The organism is Streptomyces sp. NPDC085932 (assembly GCF_044540525.1).
Lineage (GTDB): Bacteria > Actinomycetota > Actinomycetes > Streptomycetales > Streptomycetaceae > Streptomyces > Streptomyces levis.
Window position 1 is genome coordinate 188,517 of record NZ_JBITSJ010000009.1, and the last position, 24,368, is coordinate 212,884.

At 71.6% G+C, this 24,368-nt stretch carries 26 protein-coding genes and 1 riboswitch; of the genes, 23 read left to right on the forward strand and 3 right to left on the reverse strand.

The genetic code is table 11. The features are described from left to right. Positions 1 to 77: 77 nt before the first annotated feature. The 12 genes from rplS (at position 78) to ACIGAQ_RS35735 (ending at position 9,921) form a co-directional block, all read left to right on the forward strand. Positions 78 to 428: a 50S ribosomal protein L19 gene (gene rplS, locus ACIGAQ_RS35680; protein WP_030852073.1), complete on the forward strand. Its 351-nt coding sequence runs from the start codon at positions 78 to 80 to the stop codon at positions 426 to 428. Between the two features lie 45 nt (positions 429 to 473). Beyond that, positions 474 to 1,202, forward strand: coding sequence for a signal peptidase I (gene lepB / locus ACIGAQ_RS35685; protein WP_399790395.1), 729 nt, complete (start codon positions 474 to 476; stop codon positions 1,200 to 1,202). Further along, complete coding sequence (gene lepB / locus ACIGAQ_RS35690) at positions 1,195 to 2,286, forward strand: signal peptidase I (protein ID WP_399790398.1); 1,092 nt, start codon at positions 1,195 to 1,197, stop codon at positions 2,284 to 2,286. The genes lepB (ACIGAQ_RS35685) and lepB (ACIGAQ_RS35690) overlap by 8 nt, the downstream gene beginning before the upstream one ends. Next, the gene (gene lepB, locus ACIGAQ_RS35695; RefSeq protein ID WP_362281806.1) at positions 2,174 to 3,136 is read left to right on the forward strand and encodes a signal peptidase I; all 963 of its coding nucleotides are present in this window, start codon (positions 2,174 to 2,176) and stop codon (positions 3,134 to 3,136) included. Before lepB (ACIGAQ_RS35690) ends, lepB (ACIGAQ_RS35695) begins: the two co-directional genes overlap by 113 nt. A gap of 97 nt (positions 3,137 to 3,233) precedes the next feature. Continuing rightward, on the forward strand, positions 3,234 to 4,013 hold the full coding sequence (gene lepB, locus ACIGAQ_RS35700) for a signal peptidase I (protein WP_399790402.1): 780 nt from the start codon (positions 3,234 to 3,236) through the stop codon (positions 4,011 to 4,013). Continuing rightward, positions 4,003 to 4,527: an NUDIX hydrolase gene (locus ACIGAQ_RS35705; protein WP_362281803.1), complete on the forward strand. Its 525-nt coding sequence runs from the start codon at positions 4,003 to 4,005 to the stop codon at positions 4,525 to 4,527. The genes lepB (ACIGAQ_RS35700) and ACIGAQ_RS35705 overlap by 11 nt, the downstream gene beginning before the upstream one ends. Positions 4,528 to 4,583: 56 nt before the next feature. After that, positions 4,584 to 4,892 carry a DUF2469 domain-containing protein gene (locus ACIGAQ_RS35710; protein ID WP_003993268.1) on the forward strand — a complete coding sequence of 103 codons (309 nt, stop codon included), beginning with the start codon at positions 4,584 to 4,586 and terminating at the stop codon, positions 4,890 to 4,892. 85 nt (positions 4,893 to 4,977) lie between these two features. Then, positions 4,978 to 5,370 carry a YraN family protein gene (locus ACIGAQ_RS35715; protein WP_311685356.1) on the forward strand — a complete coding sequence of 131 codons (393 nt, stop codon included), beginning with the start codon at positions 4,978 to 4,980 and terminating at the stop codon, positions 5,368 to 5,370. Further along, positions 5,370 to 6,995, forward strand: a complete 1,626-nt coding sequence (locus tag ACIGAQ_RS35720; RefSeq protein ID WP_399790406.1) for a YifB family Mg chelatase-like AAA ATPase — start codon at positions 5,370 to 5,372, stop codon at positions 6,993 to 6,995. The genes ACIGAQ_RS35715 and ACIGAQ_RS35720 overlap by 1 nt, the downstream gene beginning before the upstream one ends. After that, positions 6,992 to 8,155, forward strand: coding sequence for a DNA-processing protein DprA (gene dprA / locus ACIGAQ_RS35725; RefSeq protein WP_399790408.1), 1,164 nt, complete (start codon positions 6,992 to 6,994; stop codon positions 8,153 to 8,155). Before ACIGAQ_RS35720 ends, dprA begins: the two co-directional genes overlap by 4 nt. A 271-nt stretch (positions 8,156 to 8,426) precedes the next feature. Then, positions 8,427 to 9,269: an RNA polymerase sigma factor WhiG gene (whiG, locus tag ACIGAQ_RS35730; RefSeq protein WP_311685349.1), complete on the forward strand. Its 843-nt coding sequence runs from the start codon at positions 8,427 to 8,429 to the stop codon at positions 9,267 to 9,269. A 94-nt stretch (positions 9,270 to 9,363) separates the two neighbouring features. Next, positions 9,364 to 9,921 (forward strand): helix-turn-helix domain-containing protein, encoded by a 558-nt coding sequence (locus tag ACIGAQ_RS35735; protein ID WP_362281895.1) that lies wholly within the window; start codon positions 9,364 to 9,366, stop codon positions 9,919 to 9,921. 168 nt (positions 9,922 to 10,089) lie between these two features. On the opposite strand, the gene ACIGAQ_RS35740 is transcribed toward ACIGAQ_RS35735, so the two are convergent. Then, positions 10,090 to 10,755, reverse strand: coding sequence for a murein hydrolase activator EnvC family protein (locus ACIGAQ_RS35740; RefSeq protein WP_399790411.1), 666 nt, complete (start codon positions 10,753 to 10,755; stop codon positions 10,090 to 10,092). Between the two features lie 273 nt (positions 10,756 to 11,028). Between ACIGAQ_RS35740 and rpsB the strand changes: the two genes are divergently transcribed. From rpsB to ACIGAQ_RS35795, 11 genes are all read left to right on the forward strand, one after another. Further along, positions 11,029 to 11,937 carry a 30S ribosomal protein S2 gene (gene rpsB, locus ACIGAQ_RS35745; protein WP_399790414.1) on the forward strand — a complete coding sequence of 303 codons (909 nt, stop codon included), beginning with the start codon at positions 11,029 to 11,031 and terminating at the stop codon, positions 11,935 to 11,937. A gap of 179 nt (positions 11,938 to 12,116) precedes the next feature. Continuing rightward, positions 12,117 to 12,953 (forward strand): translation elongation factor Ts, encoded by an 837-nt coding sequence (gene tsf / locus ACIGAQ_RS35750; RefSeq protein WP_031120911.1) that lies wholly within the window; start codon positions 12,117 to 12,119, stop codon positions 12,951 to 12,953. 184 nt (positions 12,954 to 13,137) lie between these two features. After that, positions 13,138 to 13,896, forward strand: a complete 759-nt coding sequence (gene pyrH / locus ACIGAQ_RS35755; RefSeq protein ID WP_094055785.1) for a UMP kinase — start codon at positions 13,138 to 13,140, stop codon at positions 13,894 to 13,896. A gap of 166 nt (positions 13,897 to 14,062) precedes the next feature. Continuing rightward, positions 14,063 to 14,620 (forward strand): ribosome recycling factor, encoded by a 558-nt coding sequence (frr, locus tag ACIGAQ_RS35760; protein WP_006136598.1) that lies wholly within the window; start codon positions 14,063 to 14,065, stop codon positions 14,618 to 14,620. Next, entirely contained in the window at positions 14,620 to 15,771 is a 1,152-nt protein-coding gene (locus tag ACIGAQ_RS35765) for a phosphatidate cytidylyltransferase (RefSeq protein WP_311685340.1), read from the forward strand. Before frr ends, ACIGAQ_RS35765 begins: the two co-directional genes overlap by 1 nt. Before the next feature lie 123 nt (positions 15,772 to 15,894). Then, the gene (locus ACIGAQ_RS35770; RefSeq protein ID WP_311685338.1) at positions 15,895 to 16,344 is read left to right on the forward strand and encodes an SRPBCC family protein; all 450 of its coding nucleotides are present in this window, start codon (positions 15,895 to 15,897) and stop codon (positions 16,342 to 16,344) included. 57 nt (positions 16,345 to 16,401) lie between these two features. Then, positions 16,402 to 17,508 (forward strand): 23S rRNA (adenine(2503)-C(2))-methyltransferase RlmN, encoded by a 1,107-nt coding sequence (gene rlmN, locus ACIGAQ_RS35775; RefSeq protein ID WP_399790419.1) that lies wholly within the window; start codon positions 16,402 to 16,404, stop codon positions 17,506 to 17,508. Positions 17,509 to 17,532: 24 nt separating this feature from the next. Then, positions 17,533 to 17,638, forward strand: a riboswitch (TPP riboswitch). A 124-nt stretch (positions 17,639 to 17,762) separates the two neighbouring features. Next, positions 17,763 to 18,800, forward strand: coding sequence for a thiamine ABC transporter substrate binding subunit (locus ACIGAQ_RS35780; protein ID WP_399790584.1), 1,038 nt, complete (start codon positions 17,763 to 17,765; stop codon positions 18,798 to 18,800). Beyond that, positions 18,776 to 20,440 (forward strand): ABC transporter permease, encoded by a 1,665-nt coding sequence (locus ACIGAQ_RS35785; RefSeq protein WP_399790422.1) that lies wholly within the window; start codon positions 18,776 to 18,778, stop codon positions 20,438 to 20,440. Before ACIGAQ_RS35780 ends, ACIGAQ_RS35785 begins: the two co-directional genes overlap by 25 nt. Beyond that, the gene (locus ACIGAQ_RS35790) at positions 20,441 to 21,460 is read left to right on the forward strand and encodes an ABC transporter ATP-binding protein (protein WP_399790425.1); all 1,020 of its coding nucleotides are present in this window, start codon (positions 20,441 to 20,443) and stop codon (positions 21,458 to 21,460) included. A gap of 24 nt (positions 21,461 to 21,484) precedes the next feature. After that, positions 21,485 to 22,282: a maleylpyruvate isomerase family mycothiol-dependent enzyme gene (locus ACIGAQ_RS35795; protein ID WP_399790427.1), complete on the forward strand. Its 798-nt coding sequence runs from the start codon at positions 21,485 to 21,487 to the stop codon at positions 22,280 to 22,282. A gap of 93 nt (positions 22,283 to 22,375) precedes the next feature. Here the strand turns inward: ACIGAQ_RS35795 and ACIGAQ_RS35800 are convergent, their stop codons facing one another. After that, the gene (locus ACIGAQ_RS35800; RefSeq protein WP_311685299.1) at positions 22,376 to 23,086 is read right to left on the reverse strand and encodes an LAETG motif-containing sortase-dependent surface protein; all 711 of its coding nucleotides are present in this window, start codon (positions 23,084 to 23,086) and stop codon (positions 22,376 to 22,378) included. Positions 23,087 to 23,233: 147 nt separating this feature from the next. Continuing rightward, complete coding sequence (locus tag ACIGAQ_RS35805) at positions 23,234 to 24,355, reverse strand: LOG family protein (protein WP_399790431.1); 1,122 nt, start codon at positions 24,353 to 24,355, stop codon at positions 23,234 to 23,236. Between the last annotated feature and the right edge of the window lie 13 nt (positions 24,356 to 24,368).

The following is a 24,368-nucleotide window of genomic DNA, read 5'->3' on the forward strand; positions in this document are numbered from 1 at the left end:
CGACCCGCACACACCTTGATCCCGAAACACCTAGTTTCCGTTGATGACCTGTGGCATCAGCGAGGAAAGCAGACGAAATGTCTCACCTGCTCGACACCGTCGACTCCGCGTCGCTGCGCAGCGACGTCCCCGCCTTCCGCCCGGGCGACACGGTCAACGTGCACGTCCGCGTCATCGAGGGCAACCGCTCCCGTGTGCAGCAGTTCAAGGGCGTCGTGATCCGCCGCCAGGGCTCCGGCGTGCGCGAGACCTTCACGGTCCGCAAGGTCTCCTTCTCCGTCGGCGTCGAGCGCACCTTCCCGGTGCACACCCCGATCGTGGAGAAGATCGAGCTCGTCACCAAGGGTGACGTCCGTCGCGCCAAGCTGTACTACCTGCGCGAGCTGCGCGGCAAGGCCGCGAAGATCAAGGAGAAGCGCGAGAACTGAGCGCTCTCCGGGGTTCACATCGGAGCCGGATAGCATCTGGCTCCGATGGACACCGAAGCACAGCACACGGAGCGCGACCGCTCCTCCCGCCCTTCCGGCTCCGGGGACACCCCCTCGGACTCCGCAGGGCCGGAGGAACGGTCGCGTTTCGCGTTGGTGTCGCGCATCGGCTCCTGGCTGCCGGGCGGCCGGATCACCCTCGCCCTGCTGACCTGCCTGCTGTTCCTGCTGTTCCTCAGCACGTTCGTGCTGCGGCCGTTCCAGATCCCCAGCGGATCGATGGAACGGGGATTGAGGATCGGGGACCGGGTGCTCGTAAATAAGTTGGCATACCGTTTCGGTGCCGCGCCGCAGCGGGGAGACATCGTCGTGTTCGACGGGACCGGGTACTTCGGGCACGCGGACTACGTCAAACGCGTTGTCGGCGTGGGGGGAGACCACGTCGTCTGCTGCGACAAGGAGGGGAGGATCCAGGTGAACGGCCGGCCGGTCGACGAGTCGCGCTTCCTGTATCCCGGGGACAGCCCGTCCGCGGTGCCCTTCGACGTCGTCGTGCCCGACGGCAGGCTCTTCCTCCTCGGCGACCACCGCAGCGACTCCAGCGACTCCCGCGACCACCTCGGCTCGCCCGGCGGCGGCATGGTCCCCGCCGGCGCCGTGATCGGCCGCGCCGACGCGATCGTCTGGCCCTTCGGCCACGCCACCCGGCTGCACCGCCCCGACGCCTACGCGCGTGTGCCCGCCCCCGCCGCAGAGGCGGGCGCCCATGGGTAACCGCGGCAAACCGCGCGGGGTCCCTGCCGGCCCCGCGGACAACCTGCTGCCCACCGGGGCCCGGCGCGCGGCCGGCTCCTCCAGCGGCCGTACGCGCGCCGAGCGGCGCAAGCTCCAGAAGAAGGTCAAGCGGCGCCGCAGGCGCGGTGCCGTCAAGGAGATACCGCTCCTCGTCGGCGTCGCCGTCCTCATAGCCCTCGTGCTGAAGACCTTCCTCGTCCAGGCCTTCGTCATCCCGTCGGGCTCCATGGAGCAGACGATCCGGATCGGCGACCGCGTCCTGGTCGACAAGCTCACCCCGTGGTTCGGCTCCGAGCCGCAGCGCGGGGACGTCGTCGTGTTCAAGGACCCCGGCGGCTGGCTCCAGGACGAGCAGCCCACGGCCAAGAAGGACGACCCGGTCGTCATCAAGCAGATCAAGGAAGGGCTCACCTTCATCGGCCTGCTGCCGTCGGAGAACGAGAAGGACCTCATCAAGCGGGTCGTCGGCGTCGGCGGCGACCGCGTCAAGTGCTGTGACGCGCAAGGACGCGTGACCGTCAACGGCGTCCCGCTGAACGAGGACTATCTGTACCCGGGTGCCGCCCCCTCCGACACGCCGTTCGACATCACCGTCCCGCAGGGGCGCCTGTGGGTGATGGGCGACCACCGCAACAACTCCGCCGACTCCCGCGCCCACCAGGACACCGACTACGGCGGCACCGTCTCCGAGGACGAGGTCGTCGGCCGCGCCATGGTCATCGCCTGGCCGATGGGCCACTGGACCACCCTGGAGGAGCCGAACACCTATGCCTCGGTGTCCGACTCGGGCACCGGGTCGACCGCCGGTCCCCGACTGTCGCATAGGGTTGCCCCCGACGATTCGAACGAAGCGATCCAGCTCCCGACCCCTGCGGAACTCCCGCTCGTTATGGGAGTGGTGGGCCTGCGCCGTGTGTGGGGCAGGCGGCGGCACAGAGTGAGGAGTTGGCGTGGGGGATGTGGCGGTCGGCGCACGGTCCGGACACGACGGCGAGGAGCACCGCGGACGTCCCGCGGAATCCGCCGTCCCGGCCGCGGACAGCGCCGTGACCTCCGGGAGTGACTCCGGGGCAGCCGAGGGCGACAGGGTGACAGACGAGCACAGCACGGCCGAGGGCCAGGGACCGGGCGGCACGGCCCGGACACCGAAGAAACCGCGCTCCTTCTGGAAGGAGCTGCCCATCCTGATCGGTATCGCGCTGGTGCTGGCGCTGCTGATCAAGACCTTCCTGGTGCAGGCGTTCTCCATCCCCTCCGACTCGATGCAGAACACCCTCCAGCAGGGCGACCGCGTCCTCGTCGACAAGCTCACCCCCTGGTTCGGCTCCGAGCCCGAGCGCGGCGAGGTCGTCGTATTCCACGACCCGGACAACTGGCTGGCGGGCGAGCCGACCACGGACCCGAACGCCCTGCAGACGTTCCTCAGCTGGATCGGCCTCATGCCGTCGGTGGAGGAGAAGGACCTCATCAAGCGTGTCATCGGCGTCGGCGGCGACACCGTCGAGTGCAAGAACACCGGCCCGCTGACGGTGAACGGCAAGGCGCTGAACGAGGCGTCGTACGTCTACCCCGGCAACACGCCGTGCAGCGTCGACGACCAGGGCGGCCAGTTCAAGGTGAAGGTCCCCGAGGGCTACATCTGGGTCATGGGCGACCACCGGCAGAACTCCCGCGACTCCCGCTACAACCAGTCCGACAAGAACCACGGCATGGTCCCCGTGAAGGACGTCGTCGGGCGGGCCATCGTCGTCGCCTGGCCGGTCAACCGCTGGGCCAACCTGCCGGTGCCCGACACCTTCGACCAGCCCGGCCTGAACGCCCAGCCGGCCGCCGCCGGTCTCCCGGTGGCCCCGCAGGGGCTGGCACTGGCCGGTGTGGTGCCGGTGGTGTGGTGGCGGCGCCGGAAGCCGTGACCCGTAGGCGTCGGTCACCGGAACGTCCCGGGCCGGGAAGCGCTGATTCCACCCGTCTGCTGACCCCGGCCCGTACCCCCGGGTAGGGTGCGGACCCATGGGTGGCGAGAGCATGACGCACACGGCCCCGCGCGGCAGCGGCGCGGGCACGGGCCCGGTGGGCAGCCGGACCGGACAGCGGTTGTCCGGGCTGGCCGTCGCACTGGGCCTGGTGCTTTTCCTCGGGGGGTTCGCCTGGGGCGCGGTGGTCTACCGGCCGTACACCGTGCCGACCAGCTCGATGACGCCGACGATCGACGCGGGCGACCGCATCCTCGCGCAGCGGGTCGACGGCGGCGAGGTGCGCCGCGGTGACGTCGTCGTCTTCAAGGACGCCACCTGGGCCAACGCGCCCATGGTCAAACGCGTGGTCGCCGTCGGCGGCGACACGGTCTCCTGCTGCCGGGACGGCAGGCTGCGGGTCAACGGCAAGGAGATCGACGAGACCTACCTGCCCGCGGGCACACCGGCGGAGATGAGCAACTTCCCGACCGTGACCGTCCCCGAGGGCCGCCTCTTCCTGCTCGGCGACGAGCGCGGCAACTCCGTGGACTCCACCGCCCACCTCACCGACGCCGCCGGCGGCACGGTCGCCCGCTCCGCCGTGGACGCGCGCGTGGACGCCGTCGTCTGGCCCATGGAGGGCATGCTGAAGCGCCCCACCGGCTTCGAGCCGCTCGGCGCCCTCTCCTCGCCCGGCCCGCTGCGGACCATCACCCTCCTCGTGATCGGCGGCGCCGTGCTCGTCCTGGGCGGAGGCGCCTACGGACCCATCGCCAAGCGCACGGGGGCGGCCCGGGTCCGCCGGGCGAGCTCGGAGCCCGCGGGTGTCCGCTGAGGCCGTGCCGGCGGGCCGGGACACCTACGAGGGCGGACTGCGCAAGGTGGCCCGGGTCGTGCTGCTCGACCCGCGGGACCGGATCCTGCTGCTGCACGGGCACGAGCCGGACGATCCCGCCGACGACTGGTGGTTCACCCCCGGCGGCGGTGTGGAGGGCGACGAGACCCGTGAACAGGCCGCCCTGCGGGAACTCGCCGAGGAGACCGGCATCACGGAGGTGGAGCTCGGCCCGGTGCTGTGGCGGCGCAGGTGCTCCTTCCCGTTCGCGGGCCGCCGCTGGGACCAGGACGAGTGGTACTACCTGGCCCGTACGGACCGGACGGAGATCGCCGCCGCCGGGCTGACCGAACTGGAACGGCGCAGTGTCGCCGGAGCGCGCTGGTGGACGTGTCCGGAACTGAGCCGGGCACATGAGACGGTGTATCCGACCAGACTCGCCGGGCTGCTGCGCACGCTGCTCGACGAGGGTCCCCCGGCCAGGCCTGTGATCCTTGACCCGGAAATCGTCTAGGGGCTCACGGGACTGGCGCACAATGGGGGGATCGCACGGCTGAAGGGGAACATGCCATGAGCGCCGAGGACCTCGAGAAGTACGAGACCGAGATGGAGCTGAAGCTCTACCGGGAGTACCGCGATGTCGTCGGTCTGTTCAAATACGTGATCGAGACCGAGCGGCGCTTCTACCTCACCAACGACTACGAGATGCAGGTGCACTCCGTGCAGGGTGAGGTGTTCTTCGAGGTGTCCATGGCGGACGCCTGGGTCTGGGACATGTACCGGCCGGCGCGTTTCGTGAAGCAGGTCCGGGTACTCACGTTCAAGGACGTGAACATCGAGGAGCTGAACAAGAGCGACCTGGAGCTGCCCAGCGGCTGACCGCCGCTCGGTCACCCGGGTGGGTGACAAGGTTGTCCACAACGGCCCGGCCGTGCACCAAGATCCACTTCGTGGGTGCGGCTGCGTGATCGTTGGCGCCGGAGGTGGTGCCGACATGAACGCACGCGGTGCGATGGGCAGGTACGGAGAGACCCTGGCGGCCCGGCGGCTCGCGGAGACCGGGCTGACGGTCCTGGAGCGGAACTGGCGCTCCGGCCGCGCCGGGGAGATCGACATCGTGGCCCGGGACGGGGACGTCCTGGTCGTCTGCGAGGTCAAGACCCGAAGGGAAGGTCCCTTCGAGCATCCGATGGCGGCCGTGACCCCGCAGAAGGCGGAGCGGCTGCGCGATCTCGCCGAGCGCTGGATCCAGTCCCACGGGGGAGCCCCGCCCGGCGGAGTCCGTATCGACCTGGTCGGAGTGCTCCTGCCGGCGCGTGGTGCCGCCGTGGTCGAACATGTGCGGGGGGTGGCCTGATGGCGTTCGCCCGCACGTGTTCGGTGGCGCTGGTGGGCGTCGAGGGCGTGGTGGTCGAGGTCCAGGCCGACCTCGAACCGGGCGTGGCGGCGTTCACGCTGGTGGGACTGCCCGACAAGAGCCTGACGGAGAGCCGGGACCGGGTGCGTGCCGCGGTCGTCAACTCGGGCGCGGCCTGGCCGCAGAAGAAGCTCACGGTAGGGCTGAGCCCCGCCTCGGTCCCGAAGTCGGGCAGCGGCTTCGACCTGGCCGTGGCGGCCGCCGTCCTGGGCGCGGCGGAGCGCATCGACCCCCGGGTCCTGGCCGACATCGTGATGATCGGCGAACTGGGCCTGGACGGCCGGGTACGGCCGGTGCGCGGAGTACTGCCGGCGGTCCTGGCGGCGGCGGACGCGGGGTATGAGCAGGTGGTGGTGCCGGAGTGTGCCGCCGCCGAGGCATCGCTGGTGCCCGGGATCTCCGTCCTCGGCGTCCGCAGCCTGCGGCAGCTGATCGCGGTCCTGGCCGACGAGCCCGTACCCGACGAGGAACCCGACGAGCTGGGACGCCCGGACCCGCTCCTTGCCGGCCTGCGGGTGCCGGGCACCGGTGCGGCCACCGGCATGCACAGTGTCGGAGCCGCCCAGCACGATCAGGGTCACGACCTCGCGGACGTCGTCGGCCAGACCTCGGCGCGCACGGCGGTGGAGGTGGCCGCGGCCGGCGGGCATCACCTCTTCCTGGAGGGGCCTCCAGGAGCGGGCAAGACGATGCTCGCCGAGCGGCTGCCGACCATCCTGCCCCGGCTCGGCCGCCAGGAGTCGCTGGAGGTCACCGCGGTCCACTCGGTGGCGGGTCTGCTGCCCCCGGGCAAGCCGCTGATCGACGTCGCCCCGTACTGCGCCCCCCACCACTCGGCCACGATGCAGGCGCTCGTCGGCGGCGGCCCGGGCATCGCGCGGCCCGGCGCGGTCTCGCTTTCACACCGGGGCGTGCTGTTCCTGGACGAGACACCCGAGTTCAGCAGCCAGGCCCTGGACGCGCTGCGCCAGCCGCTGGAGGCCGGGCACGTCGTGATCGCGCGCAGCGCGGGCGTCGTGCGCTTCCCGGCGAAGTTCCTCATGGTGCTCGCGGCCAACCCTTGCCCGTGCGGCCGTTTCTCGCTCCGCGACGACCTGTGCGAATGCCCGCCCTCGGCGATCCGCCGCTACCAGGCCAGGTTGTCCGGCCCGCTGCTCGACCGGGTCGACCTGCGCGTCGAGGTGGACCGCGTCACGCGCACGGAGCTGACCGCCTGCGGCGCCCGCGGCGAGTCCACGGCGACGGTCGCCGACCGGGTCCGTGCCGCCCGGGCCCGGGCCGCGGAACGCCTGGCCGGCACTCCTTGGCGCACCAACAGCGAGGTGCCCGGACGGGAGCTGCGCAGCCGGTTCCACGCCGTGTCCGGCGCGATGGACGAAGCCGAGCGGAACCTGGAGCGGGGCGTCCTGACCGCCCGGGGCCTCGACCGAGTCCTGCGGGTGGCCTGGACGGTCGCCGACCTGGTGGGCCACGACCGGCCCGACGCGACGGACGTCGGCCTGGCGCTGCAGCTGCGCACCGGGGTGCCCCGGGGCGTGCCCATGGCCATCGGGGCGCTGACATGAGCAGCCTCGACGATCCGGACGACGACCTGCTCGCCCGGGTCTTCCTCACCCGGGTCATCGAGCCCGGGGACGAGGTCGGTGGGCGGTGGGTGCGGGAGCTCGGGGTCGAGGAAGTGGTGCGGCGGCTGCGGGAGGGCGGGGCGGCGCTGCCCGGCGTGAGCGGGAAGCGGTGGGCCGGGCTCCTGGCCAGGGCCGCGGTCGCCCGGCCGCACCAGGACCTCGCCGTCGCCCGGGACGCCGGAGTCCGGTTCGTGTGCCCCGGCGGCACCGAGTGGCCGGCGCAGCTCGACGACCTCGGGGACGCCCGGCCCCTCGGGCTCTGGGTCCGGGGACGGGCGGCCTTGCGGATGTGGGCGCTGAAGTCCGTGGCCGTCGTCGGCGCCCGGGCCTGCACCGAGTACGGCGCCCACATGGCGGCCACCCTCGCCGCCGGCCTCGCCGAGCAGGGGTGGGTCGTGGTCTCCGGCGGCGCCTACGGGGTCGACGGCGCCGCACACCGCGGAGCGCTCGCCGCGGGCGGCGCCACCGTCGCCGTCCTGGCCTGCGGCGTCGACCGGCCCTACCCGCGCGGACACACCCGGCTGATCGGCCGGATCGCCGAACAGGGACTGGTCGTCGGTGAGTTGCCGCCGGGCGACCATCCCACCCCCAGCCGGTTCATCCTGCGCAACCGCGTGATCGCGGCCCTCACCCGCGGCACCGTGGTCGTCGAGGCCGCCCACCGCAGCGGTTCCCTCGTCACCGCCCGGGCGGCCCAGCGGCTCGGGCGGCACACCATGGGCGTCCCGGGCCCCGCCACCAGCGCCCTGTCCGCCGGGGTGCACGAGCTGCTGCGGGGCGAGGCCGCCGCCCTGGTCACCGACGCCGCGGACGTCGTGGAGCTGGTCGGCGCCATCGGGGAGCTGGCACCGGACCGGCGCGGTCCCGTCCTCCCCCGCGACCTGCTGGACCCGGCCACCCGGCAGGTGCTGGCCGCGCTCCCGGGGCGCGGGGCCGCCCGGCCGGACGAGATCGCGCGCCGTGCGCAGACCGCGCAGGACGACGCGATCGCGAGACTGTACGAACTCCGAGCACTCGGTTACGTCGAACGACACGGCGACGGCTGGAAGTTGACACGCCATGCGGTGATGTCGGTCCGCGATGTTCCCGGCCCGTGCTGACCGACCGTGTTCGGCCGTCCGGGGGAACCCCGACACCCCTTGGAAATGCGCCCAGTTGGGCTTCTGTGGTGATCACACCGAGCGATCGTCACGGTCCGGCGGCACGCGTCGAGGAACGTATCTGCGCCCGCTTCGACCTCCTTCCTTCGCGCACCGCGACGCCGCAGTCACGCTACGCTCACGAGGATCCGACACGGACAGGCAACTCGACATCAGACAGACAGCTCACCTCGGCAGCACCATTCCGCAGCAGAACGGCACAAGGCGACGAATGCCCCAGCACACCTCCGGGTCCGACCGGGCGGCGATCCCCCCAGCCGCCCGTGACGGTGGCAGCGTGCGGCCGCCCGCTCCCTCGACGCTCGACGAGCTGTGGCGGTCGTACAAGGCGACGGGGGACGAGCGGCTGCGGGAGCAGCTGATCCTGCACTACTCGCCGCTCGTGAAGTACGTCGCGGGACGCGTCAGCGTGGGCCTGCCGTCCAACGTGGAGCAGGCCGACTTCGTCTCCTCCGGGGTCTTCGGACTGATCGACGCGATCGAGAAGTTCGACCTCGACCGGGAGATCAAGTTCGAGACGTACGCGATCACCCGCATCCGCGGGGCGATGATCGACGAACTGCGGGCGCTGGACTGGATCCCCCGCTCGGTGCGGCAGAAGGCGCGCAACGTGGAGCGCGCCTACGCCACGCTGGAGGCGCGGCTGCGGCGGACGCCGACGGAGGGTGAGGTGGCCACCGAGATGGGCATCGCCGTGGAGGACCTCCACGCGGTGTTCAGCCAGTTGTCGCTGGCGAACGTGGTGGCCCTGGAGGAGCTGCTGCACGGCGGGGCCGAGGGCGGCGACGGACTCAGCGTCATGGACACGCTGGAGGACACCGCCGCCGACAACCCCGTCGAGGTCGCCGAGGACCGGGAGCTGCGCAGATTCCTGGCGCGGGCGATCAACACGCTGCCGGAGCGGGAGAAGACCGTGGTGACGCTCTACTACTACGAGGGCCTCACCCTGGCCGAGATCGGGAACGTGCTGGGCGTGACCGAGAGCCGGGTCAGCCAGATCCACACCAAGTCCGTGCTCCAGCTGCGCGCCAAACTGGCCGGTTTCGGCCGCTGACCGGGCCGGGCGGCGCCGGACGGCCGGGAGCCACTCCCGCGGGGCCCGGCGCGTCCGTAGAGTGGTTGACGTGCCAAGGATTCGAGCGGCCTCCGTGGCCGAGCACCGGTCGATGCAGCGAGCCGCCCTGCTGGACGCGGCTCGTTCCTTGTTGTCCGAGGGCGGTACGGAGGCGCTGACCTTCCCGGCCCTCGCCGAGCGGACGGGCCTCGCGCGGTCGAGCGTCTACGAGTACTTCCGGTCACGGGCGGCCGTCGTCGAGGAGCTGTGCGAGGTCGACTTTCCGGTCTGGGCGGCGGAGGTGTCGTCCGCCATGGAGCGGGCGGAGACACCTGAGGCCAAGGTCGAGGCATACGTGCGCCAGCAGCTGGAGCTGGTCGGCGACCGCCGGCACCGGGCCGTGGTGGCGATCTCGGCGAGCGAGCTGGACGCGGGGGCCCGGGAGAAGATCCGGGCGGCGCACGGCGGGCTGGTCGCGATGATCGTCGAGGCGCTCGCGGAGATGGGGCACGAGCAGCCCCGGCTCGCGGCGATGCTGGTGCAGGGCGTGGTGGACGCGGCAGTGCGCAGGATCGAGCTCGGGGCGGCGGAGGAGCCGGGGGCGATCACGGAGGCCGCCGTCTCCATGGCCCTGCGGGGTGTGCGGGGCTGAGCCCTGCCTGGTCCGTGCCGGAGGTCCGACCAGCGGCGGATGGCTCTGCGGGGTGTGCGGGGCCCCTGGCTGACCCGTGCCGGAAGGCCCGGCCGGCGACGGATGACCCGGCCGCGCCCACAGGTACGGGCTGCGGCGGAGGACCCGGCCCACTCGGGACGCTCGCCGTCACGCGAACACCGGCAGCAGCCGCGACGGCCCCCGATGCAGGAGCCAGGGCGGCAGCAGGTCCAGCGGGTTCACGTAGGCCTCGCCTCTGCGCAGCCCCCAGTGCACGCACCGGGACGCGCAGTGCGACCCGCTGGCGTCCACCGTGCCGATCACCTCGCCCGGCTCCACCTCCGCGCCCTCCTCGACCGACGCCGTGACCGGCTCGTACGTGGTGCGCAGCGGAGGATCGCCGGTGCCGGTGAGCTCCACCGAGACCACCCCCTTGCCCGCCACGCGCCCCGCGAAGGCCACCCGGCCCGCCGCCACCGCCCGCACCGGCGTCCCGGGTGCCGCCGCCAGGTCCACACCCCGGTGGCCCGGCCCGTAGACCGTCGCCGGTGGTTCCCAGCCGCGCAGCACCGGGGGACGCAAGCCGACCGGCCAGGCGCGCCCCACCGTCGGCACGGCCACGTCCCCGCCCGGCTCGGCCACATCCCCGGCCGTAGCGAGAAAGTCCCCGCCCGGCGCAGTCACGTCCCCGCCCGGCACGGTCACGTCCCCGCCCGGCACGGTGACGTCCGCGGCCGCGAACAGGGGCGGGGGCGGGGCCAGCAGGACCGTCGCCGTCAGGGTCACCAGCAGGACCAGGCGCGTGATCACGCGCACACATCGCTTCGCTCGCATGGGCAAAGCGTCCCGAAAACCCGCCGCCACCGCCCGCGCCTGTGGACCGGCGCCCGGTTGTGGACAACGGCGTCACCCGGCACCTCCCGGGTCCCGTACACTTCTGGTGGCGACCCGGGCCACCGGGTCGACTTCGCACGCCCCGACACACAGCCCGGCAACGGGCCGTGTCAGCGCCCCTCGGTCCCCAGTGGCACGGCGCGCAGTGGGCGTCAGGCGCGGAAGCCGTCCGGCATCCGCGGCACAACCGAGAACATTCAAGGAGATACGGCCATGGCCGTCGTCACGATGCGGGAGCTGCTGGAGAGCGGCGTCCACTTCGGTCACCAGACCCGCCGTTGGAACCCGAAGATGAAGCGCTTCATCTTCACCGAGCGCAACGGCATCTACATCATCGACCTGCTCCAGTCGCTGTCGTACATCGACCGCGCCTACGAGTTCGTCAAGGAGACCGTCGCCCACGGCGGCACGGTCATGTTCGTCGGCACCAAGAAGCAGGCGCAGGAGGCCATCGCCGAGCAGGCCACCCGCGTCGGCATGCCCTACGTCAACCAGCGCTGGCTGGGCGGCATGCTCACCAACTTCTCGACCGTCTACAAGCGTCTGCAGCGCCTCAAGGAGCTCGAGCAGATCGACTTCGAGGACGTCGCCGCGTCCGGTCTGACCAAGAAGGAGCTTCTCGTGCTCTCGCGCGAGAAGGCCAAGCTGGAGAAGACCCTCGGCGGTATCCGCGAGATGCAGAAGGTGCCCAGCGCCGTCTGGATCGTGGACACCAAGAAGGAGCACATCGCCGTCGGTGAGGCCCGGAAGCTGAACATCCCGGTCGTCGCGATCCTCGACACCAACTGCGACCCCGACGAGGTCGACTACAAGATCCCGGGCAACGACGACGCGATCCGCTCCGTCACCCTGCTCACCCGCGTCATCGCCGACGCCGTCGCCGAGGGCCTCATCGCCCGCAGCGGTGTCGCCACCGAGGGCAAGGGCGAGAAGGCCGCCGGCGAGCCGCTGGCCGAGTGGGAGCGCGACCTGCTCGAGGGCGAGAAGAAGGCCGACGAGGCCGCCCCCGCCGACGAGGCTGCTCCGGCCGCCGAGGCTGCCCCGGCCGCCGAGGCTGCCCCGGCCGCCGAGGCCGAGCAGCCGGCCGAGGGCGAGAAGCCGGCCGAGGCCGAGCAGGCCTGACCCGTCAGTCCGCGTTGACGGCGGGAGCGGCACTCCATCACAGGACGCCTTCCGGCGCGATGAAGTCCGCTCCCGCCGTTCACCCGTAGGTCAGCGGAAGGACAGCACCCCCGGGCTCCATGGGGGATGCATCCCGCAGATCTTCGATCTTCCAGACTTCGAGAAAGATTCACAGACTCATGGCGAACTACACCGCCGCCGACGTCAAGAAGCTCCGCGAGCTCACGGGCGCCGGCATGATGGACTGCAAGAAGGCGCTGGACGAGGCCGAGGGCAACGTCGAGAAGGCTGTCGAGGCGCTCCGCATCAAGGGCCAGAAGGGCGTCGCCAAGCGCGAGGGCCGCTCCGCCGAGAACGGCGCCGTGGTCTCGATCATCGCCGACGACAACTCCTCCGGTGTCCTCGTCGAGCTGAAGTGCGAGACGGACTTCGTCGCCAAGGGTGAGAAGTTCCAGGCCGTGGCCACCGCCATCGCCGAGCACGTCGCCAAGACCTCCCCGGCCGACCTGGAGGCCCTGCTCGCCTCCGAGATCGAGGCCGGCAAGACCGTCCAGGCGTTCGTGGACGAGGCCAACGCCAACCTGGGCGAGAAGATCGTCCTGGACCGCTTCGCGCAGTTCGCCGACGGCTACGTCACGGCCTACATGCACCGCACGATGCCCGACCTGCCCCCGCAGATCGGTGTCCTCGTCGAGCTGGACAAGCCGAACGCGGAGATCGCCAAGGGCGTCGCCCAGCACATCGCCGCCTTCGCGCCGAAGTACCTCTCCAAGGAGGACGTCCCGGCCGAGGTCGTCGAGTCCGAGCGCCGCGTCGCCGAGGAGACCACCCGCGCCGAGGGCAAGCCCGAGGCCGCCCTGCCGAAGATCGTCGAGGGTCGCCTCAACGGCTTCTTCAAGGACGCCACCCTGCTCGGCCAGCCGTACGCGCTCGACAACAAGAAGTCCGTCCAGAAGATCCTGGACGAGGCCGGTGTCACCCTGAAGCGCTTCACGCGCATCAAGGTCGGCATCTGAGTCCGTACCGCGATCGACGCGCGACCCCGATAGGGTCGACAGCAGTCGTCCGCGTACGCCGTCACAGGGGTGGCGGACGACAGCAGATCTGACGAGGAGGCCATTGCCGTATGGGATGCGATACACGCCCCACCGGCAATGGCCTTCTTCGCATGTGCACCACGTGAAAGAGGCGGGATCCCCCATGACCACCAAGGCCCAGAAGAGCGACGACGGCAAAGTACGCGGCCGGTTTCTGCTGAAGCTGTCCGGAGAGGCCTTCTCCGGCGGTGGGGGCCTGGGCGTCGACCCCGACGTGGTGCACAAGATCGCCCGCGAGATCGCGGCCGTCGTGCGCGACGGCGCGCAGATCGCGGTCGTCATCGGCGGCGGCAACTTCTTCCGCGGCGCCGAACTCCAGCAGCGCGGCATGGACCGGGCCCGCTCCGACTACATGGGCATGCTCGGCACGGTCATGAACTGCCTCGCCCTGCAGGACTTCCTGGAGAAGGTCGGCGTGGACTGCCGCGTGCAGACCGCCATCACCATGGGCCAGGTCGCCGAGCCCTACATCCCGCTGCGTGCCGTACGGCACCTGGAGAAGGGCCGTGTGGTGATCTTCGGCGCCGGTATGGGCATGCCGTACTTCTCCACCGACACCACCGCCGCACAGCGCGCCCTGGAGATCGACGCCGAGGCGCTGCTGATGGGCAAGAACGGCGTGGACGGGGTCTACGACTCCGACCCGAAGACCAACCCGGACGCCGTGAAGTTCGACCACCTCGGCTACGGCGAGGTCATCACCCGCGACCTGAAGGTCGCCGACGCCACGGCCGTGACGCTGTGCCGCGACAACAAGCTCCCGATCGTGGTCTTCGAGCTGCTCGCGGAGGGCAACATCGCGCGTGCCGTCAAGGGTGAGAAGATCGGCACGCTGGTGGGGGACGCCGGCAGCCGCGACTGAGGCACCGTAACAACCCCGTCCGGGGGACGGACGGGACGGAGCCGGGCCGGGGGATGGACAATGTCCTGCCGGTCGGGAACCGTGCAGGAAGAAGACGCGACGCAGCCGGCCGCCGCCCCACATGGAACCGCAGCCGGGCCTACTTCAAGACACGCAGGAGCAAGTGGTGATCGAAGAGACCCTCCTCGAGGCCGAGGAGAAGATGGAGAAGGCCGTCGTGGTCGCCAAGGAGGACTTCGCCGCGATCCGCACCGGCCGTGCGCACCCGGCGATGTTCAACAAGATCGTGGCCGACTACTACGGCGCGCCGACGCCGATCAACCAGCTGGCCTCGTTCTCCGTGCCCGAACCGCGCATGGCCGTGGTGACGCCGTTCGACAAGAGCGCGCTGCGCAACATCGAGCAGGCCATCCGCGACTCCGACCTGGGCGTCAACCCGAGCAACGACGGCAACATCATCCGGGTGGTGTTCCCCGAGCTGACCGAGGAGCGCCGCCGCGAGTACATCAAGGTCGCCAAGGGCAAGGGCGAGGACGCGAAGATCTCGATCCGCTCCGTGCGCCGCAAGGCGAAGGAAGCCATCGACAAGCTGATCAAGGACGGCGAGGTCGGCGAGGACGAGGGCCGCCGTGCGGAGAAGGAGCTCGACGACACCACCGCGAAGTACGTCGCGCAGGTGGACGAGCTCCTGAAGCACAAGGAAGCGGAGCTGCTCGAGGTCTGATGAACGACTCTTCCTGGGGGGCGCCGCCACAGGCCGGGTACTGGGGGCCCACCGACCAAGGGCACGGCCATGGACCCGCGCAGGGTCATGGCCAGGGGCCCGTGCAGGGGCACGGCCACGGATACGTCCGGGGGGCCGTCCCGGCGGGTCCCGCATACGATGCGCGGGAAGCGCCTCACACTCGCCCCATGCCCATCGTGCCCGAGGTAGCCGCACACGGCGGAAACCAGGATGACGACCGGAGGGCCGCTTCGCCGAGCGGCCCCCCGGTCCGGAACGAGACGAACCCGGAGCCCATGCCCGACGCCTCACAGCCGGCCCCCAAGCCGCAGAAGAAGAGCGCGGGTCGCGACCTCAGTGCCGCGATAGGGGTCGGCGTCGGGCTCGGCGCGGTGATCGTCGCCTCGCTGTTCATCGTCAAGGCCGTGTTCGTCGGGGTCGTCGCGGTCGCCGTGGTGGTGGGCCTGTGGGAGCTGACCAAGCGGCTGGACGAACGCAAGGGCATCCGGGCGCCGCTCGTGCCGCTCGCGCTCGGCGGCGCCGCGATGGTCGTCGCCGGGTACGTCCGGGGCGCCGAGGGTGCCTGGGTCGCGATGGCGCTCACAGCCCTGGCCGTCCTCGTCTGGCGCATGACGGAACCGCCCGAGAACTACCTCAGGGACGTCACCGCCGGCGTCTTCGCGGCGTTCTACGTGCCGTTCCTGGCGACGTTCGTCGCGATGATGCTGACCGCCGACGACGGGCCGCAGCGGGTCCTCACCTTCCTGCTCCTCACCGTCGTCAGCGACACCGGTGCCTACGCCGTCGGCTGGCGCTTCGGCCGGACCAAGCTCGCGCCGCGCATCAGCCCCGGCAAGACCCGCGAGGGCCTGGCCGGTGCGGTCTCCTTCGCCATGGTCGTGGGCGCGCTGTGCATGCAGTTCCTCATCGACGACGGCGTGTGGTGGCAGGGGCTGGTCCTCGGCCTCGCGGTCGCGGTCAGTGCCACGCTCGGCGACCTCGGCGAGTCCATGATCAAGCGGGACCTCGGCATCAAGGACATGGGCACGCTGCTGCCGGGCCACGGCGGCATCATGGACCGGCTCGACTCGCTGCTGCCGACGGCCCCGGTCGTGTGGCTGCTGCTGGTCCTCTTCGTCGGGTCCGGCTGAGCGCGGCCGACGTACCTCAGGCGAGCCCCCGTCCGGTCCCGGGCGGGGGCTCGCCGTCGTTTCGGAGTGCCGCGGGCAGCCCCCGGTGGGACGATGCAGAGGTACCTCCCCGAGGAGGCCATCATGTCCGCCATCAAGGAAACCGTCGACGTCGACTGCCGTCCCGAGGACGTCTACGACTACGTCACGGACACCGAGAGAATGCCGGAGTGGCAGCTCAGCGCCGTGTCCGCGGAGCGCCTCGACCCCGGGCCCGTCGGTGTCGGCACCCGGGTCCGCGTCACCCGGCACATCGGCAGCCGGGTGCTGCCGATGACCATGGAGGTCACCGAGTACGACCCGCCGCACAGCTGGGGCATGCGCGGGGTCGACGGCCCGGTCCGGGCCCGGGTGCACGGCGAGGTCGAGCCGTTCGACGAGGGCCGCCGCTCCCACGTCACGATCGCCGTCGACTTCGAGGGCCACGGCATGGGCAAGGTCCTGGTCCCGCTGGTCGTCCGCCCCCAGGTCCGCAAGGAACTTCCACGCAACGAGCAGCTCCTCAAGGACCGCCTGGAGCACGCGGGCGGCTAGGCCCGGCTCGGCCGGTGCCGCGGGTCACCTGAATTGATCTGCGACACTGGTACAGCCATGCCTAAGCCCGGAGAACTCACTTTCGTCGCCCCGCGCGGAGCCAAGAAGCCGCCGCGGCATCTCGCCGATCTCACTCCTGCCGAGCGCAAGGAGGCCGTCGCCGCTGTCGGGGAGAAGCCGTTTCGCGCCAAGCAGCTCTCGCAGCACTACTTCGCGCGGTACGCGCACGATCCGGAGCAGTGGACCGACATCCCGGCCGGGTCCCGTGACCGGCTGCGGGAGGCGCTGCTGCCCGAGCTGATGACCGTCGTGCGGCATCTGTCCACCGACCAGGGCACCACGCGCAAGACGCTGTGGCGGCTGTTCGACGGGACGCTCGTCGAGTCCGTGCTGATGCGCTACCCGGACCGGGTGACCATGTGCATCAGCTCGCAGGCCGGCTGCGGGATGAACTGCCCGTTCTGTGCGACGGGCCAGGCGGGCCTGGACCGGAACCTGTCCACCGCCGAGATCGTGCACCAGATCGTGGACGGGATGCGCGCCCTGCGGGACGGTGAGGTTCCCGGCGGCCCGGCGCGGCTCAGCAACATCGTGTTCATGGGCATGGGCGAGCCCCTCGCGAACTACAACCGGGTCGTCGGCGCCATCCGGCGGCTCACCGACCCCGAGCCGGACGGACTGGGGCTCTCGCAGCGCGGGATCACCGTCTCGACGGTCGGGCTCGTCCCGGCCATCCACCGGTTCTCCGACGAGGGCTTCAAGTGCCGGCTCGCGATCTCGCTGCACGCCCCGGACGACGAGCTGCGCGACACCCTCGTGCCCGTGAACACGCGGTGGAAGGTGCGCGAGGTGCTGGACGCCGGCTTCGAGTACAGCGCCAGGTCCGGACGCCGGCTGTCCATCGAGTACGCGCTGATCCGGGACATCAACGACCAGGCCTGGCGTGGGGACCGGCTCGGCCGGATGCTCAAGGGCAGGCCCGTGCACGTCAACCTCATCCCGCTGAACCCGACGCCCGGGTCGAAGTGGACGGCCTCCCGGCCGGAGGACGAGAAGGCGTTCGTCGAGGCCATCGCCGCGCATGGTGTGCCGGTGACGATCCGGGACACCCGTGGTCAGGAGATCGACGGGGCGTGTGGTCAGCTCGCGGCCACCGAACGGTAGTCTGACCGCCGTAAGAACATCTGCATATTCCGACAGGGGAGCGCCACAGCGCTGAGAGTGCGGCACCGGCCGCAGACCCTCCGAACCTGGCCCAGGTCATTCTGGGTAGGGAGATCGGTCATCACTCGAGCTGTTGCGCCCTGCCCGGGACCTCGGAAGTCCCGGGCGGGGCCGCGTCTTCTCCTGGTCACCCCAGGAGGAATTCAGTGGGCATCAACGCGAAGCGCCTGACGGCGGCGGTCGTCGGGCTGGGCATGGCCGGCACGCTCGCCGCGTGCGGGTCGTCCGACGGCGGTCAGGGGTCCGGCGACTCCAAGACGGTGACCCTCGTCAGCCACGACTCGTGGGCCGCGTCCAAGGACGTGATCGCCGCCTTCGAGAAGCAATCCGGCTACAAGGTCCGCGTCCTGAAGGACGGCGACGCCGGGCAGGCCGTCAACAAGGCCATCCTCACCAAGGACAACCCGCAGGGCGACGTCTTCTTCGGCGTCGACAACACCCTGCTGTCCCGCGCCCTCGACAACGGTCTGTTCCAGCCGTACGAGGCGAAGGGATCGGAGCGGATCAAGCCCGAGTACCGGGTCGATGAGAAGCGGCACCGCGTCACGCCCGTCGACACCGGCGACATCTGCGTCAACTACGACAAGAAGTACTTCGCCGACCGTGACCTGGAGCCGCCGCGCAGCTTCGACGACCTGGTCAAGCCGGCGTACAAGAACCTGCTGGTCACCGAGAACGCCTCCTCGTCCTCGCCGGGTCTGGGCTTCCTGCTCGGCACCGCCGCGAAGTACGGGGACGACGGCTGGGAGGGCTACTGGCTGAAGCTCAAGGCCAACGGCGTGAAGGTCGTCGACGGCTGGGAGCAGGCCTACAACGAGGAGTTCTCCGGCTCGGCCGGCGGGAAGAAGGCCAAGGGCGACCGGCCGCTCGTCGTGTCGTACGCCTCCTCGCCGCCCGCCGAGGTCGTCTTCGCCGACCCGAGGCCGAGCACCGCCCCGACCGGGGTGGCCGAGGGCACCTGCTTCCGGCAGGTCGAGTACGCCGGGCTGCTGAGCAACGCCCGGAACGCCGAGGGCGGCAAGGCCCTGCTCGACTTCCTGGTCGGCAAGCGGTTCCAGGAGGACATGCCGCTCAACATGTTCGTCTACCCGGTGACGGAGGACGCCCAGGTGCCGCCGGAGTTCGGGAAGTACGGGCCGCAGGCGAAGGCCCCGGAGACCATGGACCCGGCGAAGATCGCCGAGCGTCGTGACCCGTGGGTCAAGTCGTGGACCTCGCTCGTCCTCAAGTGAGCGGCCGGACGCGGGGCGCGGCGGCGCGGCTCGGTCTGCTGGCCGTGCCCGTCGCGTTCTTCGCGGTCTTCTTCGCCTACCCGGTCTCCGCGATCGTGGCGCGCGGTCTGAAGGCCGACGGGGTCTGGCACCCCGGGCGGATCGGGGAGGTGCTGGCGCAGTCCGACGTGCGGCACGTGCTGTGGTTCACCACCTGGCAGGCGCTCGTCTCCACCGCGCTCACCCTGCTGATCGCCCTCCCCGGCGCGTACGTCTTCGCGCGCTTCGCCTTCCCGGGCAAACAGGTGCTGCGGGCGGTCGTCACCGTGCCGTTCGTCCTGCCCACGGTGGTGGTCGGTACGGCGTTCCTGGCGCTCCTCGGGCGCGGGGGTCTGCTCGACGAGCTGTGGGGCGTCCGGCTCGACACCACCGTGTGGGCGATCCTGCTCGCGCACGTCTTCTTCAACTACGCGGTCGTGGTGCGGACGGTCGGCGGGCTGTGGGCGCAGCTGGACCCGAGGCAGGAGGAGGCCGCGCGGATGCTCGGCGCGTCCCGTGCCCGGGCCTGGCGGCAGGTCACCCTGCCGGCCCTCGCCCCGGCCGTGGCCGCCGCCGCGCTCATGGTCTTCCTGTTCACCTTCACCTCCTTCGGCGTCGTCCAGATCCTCGGCGGGCCCACCTTCTCCACCCTGGAGGTGGAGATCTACCGGCAGACCTCGGAGATCTTCGACCTGTCCACGGCGGCCGTGCTGACGTTGATCCAGTTCGCCGCGGTGGGCGCGATCCTCGCCCTGCACGCCTGGACGGTACGGCGGCGGGAGACCGCGCTGCGGCTCGTGGACCCGGCCGTGACCGCGCGCAGGCCGCGCGGCGCCGGGCAGTGGGCCCTGCTGGGCGGGGTCCTCGTCACCCTCCTGCTCCTGCTTCTGCTGCCGCTCGCCGTGCTGGTGCAGCGCTCCCTGGACGCGCCGGACCTCGGCTACTACCGGGCGCTGACGCGCGAGGACGGGGGCGTGTTCCTGGTCCCGCCGATCGAGGCGGTCGGCAACTCCCTGTCGTACGCCGTCGCCGCCACGCTCATCGCCGTGGTCATCGGCGGTCTGGCCGCCGTCGCGCTCACGCGCCGGGACGCCGGGCGGTTCGTGCGCGGCTTCGACGCGCTGCTGATGCTGCCGCTCGGGGTGTCCGCGGTGACCGTCGGGTTCGGGTTCCTGATCGCCCTGGACGAGCCGCCGCTGGACCTGCGGTCCTCGTGGATCCTGGTGCCGCTCGCGCAGGCGCTGGTCGGGGTGCCGTTCGTGGTGCGGACCATGCTGCCGGTGCTGCGGGCCGTGGACACCCGGCTGCGGGAGGCGGCCGCGGTGCTCGGGGCCTCGCCCTGGCGCGTGTGGCGCGAGGTGGATCTGCCGCTGGTGCGGCGCGCGCTGCTGATCGCGGCCGGGTTCGCCTTCGCGGTGTCGCTGGGGGAGTTCGGGGCGACGGTGTTCATCGCGCGGCCCGACAACCCGACGCTGCCGGTGGCCGTGGCCCGGCTGCTGGGGCGGCCCGGGGAGCTCAACTACGGGCAGGCGATGGCCCTGTCGACGATTCTGATGGTGGTGTGCGCGGTGGCCCTGCTGGTGCTGGAGAGGCTGCGGACGGACCGGACCGGGGAGTTCTAGATGCTGCTGAGCCTGGAGGGCGCGACGGTCCGTTTCGGCGGGCGGGCCGTGCTGGACGCCGTCGACCTGGAGGTCGCCGAGCACGAGATCGTGTGCGTGCTGGGGCCGAGCGGCAGCGGCAAGTCGACCCTGCTGCGGGCCGTGGCCGGGCTGCAGCCGCTCGACTCCGGGCGGGTCCGGCTCGACGGCCGGGACCAGGCGGGCGTGCCCGCGCACCGGCGGGGCGTCGGGCTGATGTTCCAGGACCACCAGCTGTTCCCGCAGCGGGACGTGGGCGGCAACGTGGCCTTCGGCCTGCGCATGCACGGGGCGTCGAAGCGCCACCAGACCGAGCGCGTACGGGAGTTGCTGGATCTGGTGGGGCTGCCGGGCGCCGGGCAGCGGGCCGTCGCCGCGCTGTCCGGCGGAGAGCAGCAGCGGGTCGCGCTGGCCCGGGCCCTGGCGCCCAGCCCCAGGCTGCTGATGCTGGACGAACCGCTGGGCCAGCTCGACCGGTCGCTGCGGGAGCGGCTGGTCGTCGAACTGAAGGAGCTGTTCGGCCGCTTGGGCACGACCGTGCTCGCCGTGACGCACGACCAGGGCGAGGCCTTCGCGCTCGCCGACCGGGTCGTGGTGATGCGGGACGGGCGGATCGCGCAGTCCGGCACGCCCCTTGAGGTGTGGCAGCGGCCCGCCGACGCGTTCGTGGCCCGCTTCCTCGGCTTCGAGAACGTCGTCGAGGCGACCGTCGGCACGGAGGCGGCGGACACGCCCTGGGGCAAGGTGCCGGTGCCCGGGGACGCGCCGCAGGGCACCCGGACGCTGCTCGTGCGGCCCGCGGGGGTGCGCCTGGTGCCCGCCGGCGCCGGTCTGCGCTGCACGGTGGCCGCGCGCACCTTCCGGGGCACCCATGTCGCCGTCCACCTCCAGCCCGTGGGCGCCCCGCGCCTGGAGGCGGCGTGTGCGCTGCGGGCGGCGCCCGAGGTGGGGGACGAGGTCGGGGTGGAGTTCGACGCGGCCGAAATCGTGGTGCTCGACTGATGGGCGTCGGCCTAGGGTGCGGGCATGACTCGGCTCGCGCACGACCGCTACTGTGACGAAATCGCCCATCAGGTAGGCCTGTTCAGGTCGGTGGTGACCTCCGGCGCCGAGCTGTCCGGGACCGTGCCGACCTGCCCGGACTGGTCGCTGGAGGACCTGGTCCGGCATCTGGGCGGGGCCCTGCGCTGGGTGGAGGTCATCGTGCGGACCCGGGCCCGGGAGGAAGTGCCCGAGGAGCGGGTGCCGGGCTTCGCCGGACCGGAGGCCCGGGGTGACGCCGCCGCCCTGGACGCCTGGCTGGCACGGAGCGGCGAGCAGGTCGTCGCGGCCCTGCGGGAGGCCGGGCCGGACACCGGGGTGTGGAGCTGGGCGGGGGTCCCGAACTCCGGGTTCTGGGCCCGCCGGGTGACGCACGAGATCACCGTGCACCGGGCGGACGCCGCCCTCGCCGCCGGGCTGCCCTACACGGTCGCCCCCGAGGTGGCCGCCGACGCGATCGACGAGTGGCTGCAGATCGTGGAGTACGTGCAGCGCACCGAGCCGGGCGACGTGGTGGGCGAGCTGCGCGGCCGGGGCGGCAGCATCCATCTGCACGCCACCGACACCGGGCCGAGGCTGGAAGCGGAATGGCTCGTCGAACTGACCGAGGACGGTGTCTCCTGGCGCCGGGGCCACGAGAAGGCCACGGTCGCGCTGCGCGGACCGCTCACCTCCGTGCTGCTCGCGTTCTACCGCCGGCTGCCCCTGGACGCACCCGAGGTGGAGGTGCTGGGCGAGCGGAAGCTGCTGGAGTTCTGGCTGGAGCGGGCGACGTTCGGCTGAGGCGTGAGACCCGGTGCCGTGCGGTTCGGCCGACACGGGACGTGGCCCGCCCCCGCACCGCGGGGACGGGCCACGTCCGGTTGTCCGGAGGCGTCAGCTGTCGCTCTTCGCCCCACGGCGGCGCATGCCGAAGAACACGGCACCGCCACCGGCGACGACCAAGGCCGCCGCGATGCCGGCGATGACGCCGGTGTTGGAGTCGGCACCGGTCTCGGCGAGGTTCGAGTCACCGGCCGGAGCGGGCACGTTGCCCGCGGGCGTGGTGCTCTCGCTCTCCGACGGCTCGGGAGCCGGCGTCCCGGGCTCCTCGGCCGGCTTCGACGGGGAGGCCGACGGGGTCGGCGTGGCCGGCGGGGTCGAAGCCGGGGGCTCCTCCTCCTTCTTGCAGGCCGTGGCCGGGGTGACGAGGTTCGGCTTGATGTCCTCGTCGACGTACGGAGTGGCCTTCACGTGGATGCGGTACTCCGCGTTCGGCTTCCACTCCTCGGCGAAGGTGATGGTGGTGCCCTCGCGCGAGCCCTTGACGACCTGCTCGCCGACCTTCTTGGCGTCGGCGCCGTTGTTCTGCAGGTACACGGTGACCGTGGCCGGCACACCGGCGGGGTCCACGTCGGTGACGGTGATGACGCCCTTGTCACCGTCGCACTTCGCCTCGGCGGAGAACTCGTTGATGTTGCAGGCGAGCGCGTTGCCGGAGGCACCGAGCGCGAGCGCGGCCGAGGCCGAGACGACCCCGAGGACGCGCAGGGAACGAGCGACAGTACGGCGCGAGGCCGTACGGCGGGATACGGACAGAACTGCCACGTTTGTCCTTTACAGGATGCGTAATGCGGGGGGTGGGCGGCGGTGTTGACAGAGCATCAGCACCACCTGGAGGCTCACAGGTCTATAAGCGCCGCATAAGTAGTGTCAACGCATATGCCGTTTGCAAGCACTTGCTTTGCCAGCTTATTAACCGCCCAGACGTTTCAACGCCTCGGGCGCCTCCTCGATCCGGTCCACCAGCGCGATCCGCGTCTCCATCGACCGTTCCCTGGCCAGCGACTTCAGCAGCGGCCACGCGGGCAGCCGCTCCGTCCAGTGCGCGCGGTTCACGAGCACCATGGGCGTCGGCTCGCCGCGGGACTCGTAGTAGTTGGGCGTCGCGTTGTCGAAGATCTCCTGTACGGTCCCGGCGGCGCCGGGCAGGAACACCACGCCCGCGTTCGACCGGGCCAGCAGGCCGTCCTCGCGGGTGGCGTTGGCGAAGTACTTGGCGATGTGCGAGGCGAAGGCGTTCGGCGGCTCGTGGCCGTAGAACCAGGTCGGGATGCCGACGGAGGGTCCGCCGCGGGGCCAGCGGGTGCGGACCTCGAAGGCGGCCGTCGCCCACTGGGTGATCGACGGGGTGAAGTGCGGTGCCTTGGCGAGCAGTTCGAGCGACTCGGTGAGCATCTCCGGCTCGAAGGGGGCGGCGTAGGCCCCGAGGTTGGCCGCCTCCATCGCGCCGGGGCCGCCGCCCGTGGCGACCGTGAACCCGGACCGGGCCAGCTCCCGGCCGAGCCGCGCGGCGCCCGCGTACTCCTCGGTGCCGCGGGCCATGGCGTGGCCGCCCATCACGCCCACGACCCGGGCGCCGGCGAGGAGTTCGTCGAGGGCGTCCGAGACCGAGTCGTCGTGGACCGCGCGCAGCATGGACGCGTGGATGTCGCCGTCCGCCTTCGTGCGCTGGAACCAGGCGTAGGCGCGGGCGTCGGGCGTGGCCTCGTAGCCCTCCGCCAGGGAAGCGAACAGCTCGTCCGGCGAGTAGACCAGGCCGCGGTACGGATCGAAGGGCAGGCCGGGGACCGGCGGGAAGACCAGGGCGCCGTCGGCGCGGATCTTCGCGGCCGCGTCCTCCCGCATGGCGCAGCCGAGGAAGACCGCTCCGGCCGTGTCCGTGGCGAGCAGTTCGCGCGTACGGTCCGTCAGATCGACGGCTTGGACGCGGTAGCCGGCGAGGGTGCCGCGCGCCGAGACCGTCGCGTCGAACTCGTCGAGGGTCTCTATCTCACGGTCGTCGTGGTGGGCCGCATGGGCGGGCATCGTCTGCACCCGCCCATGCTGG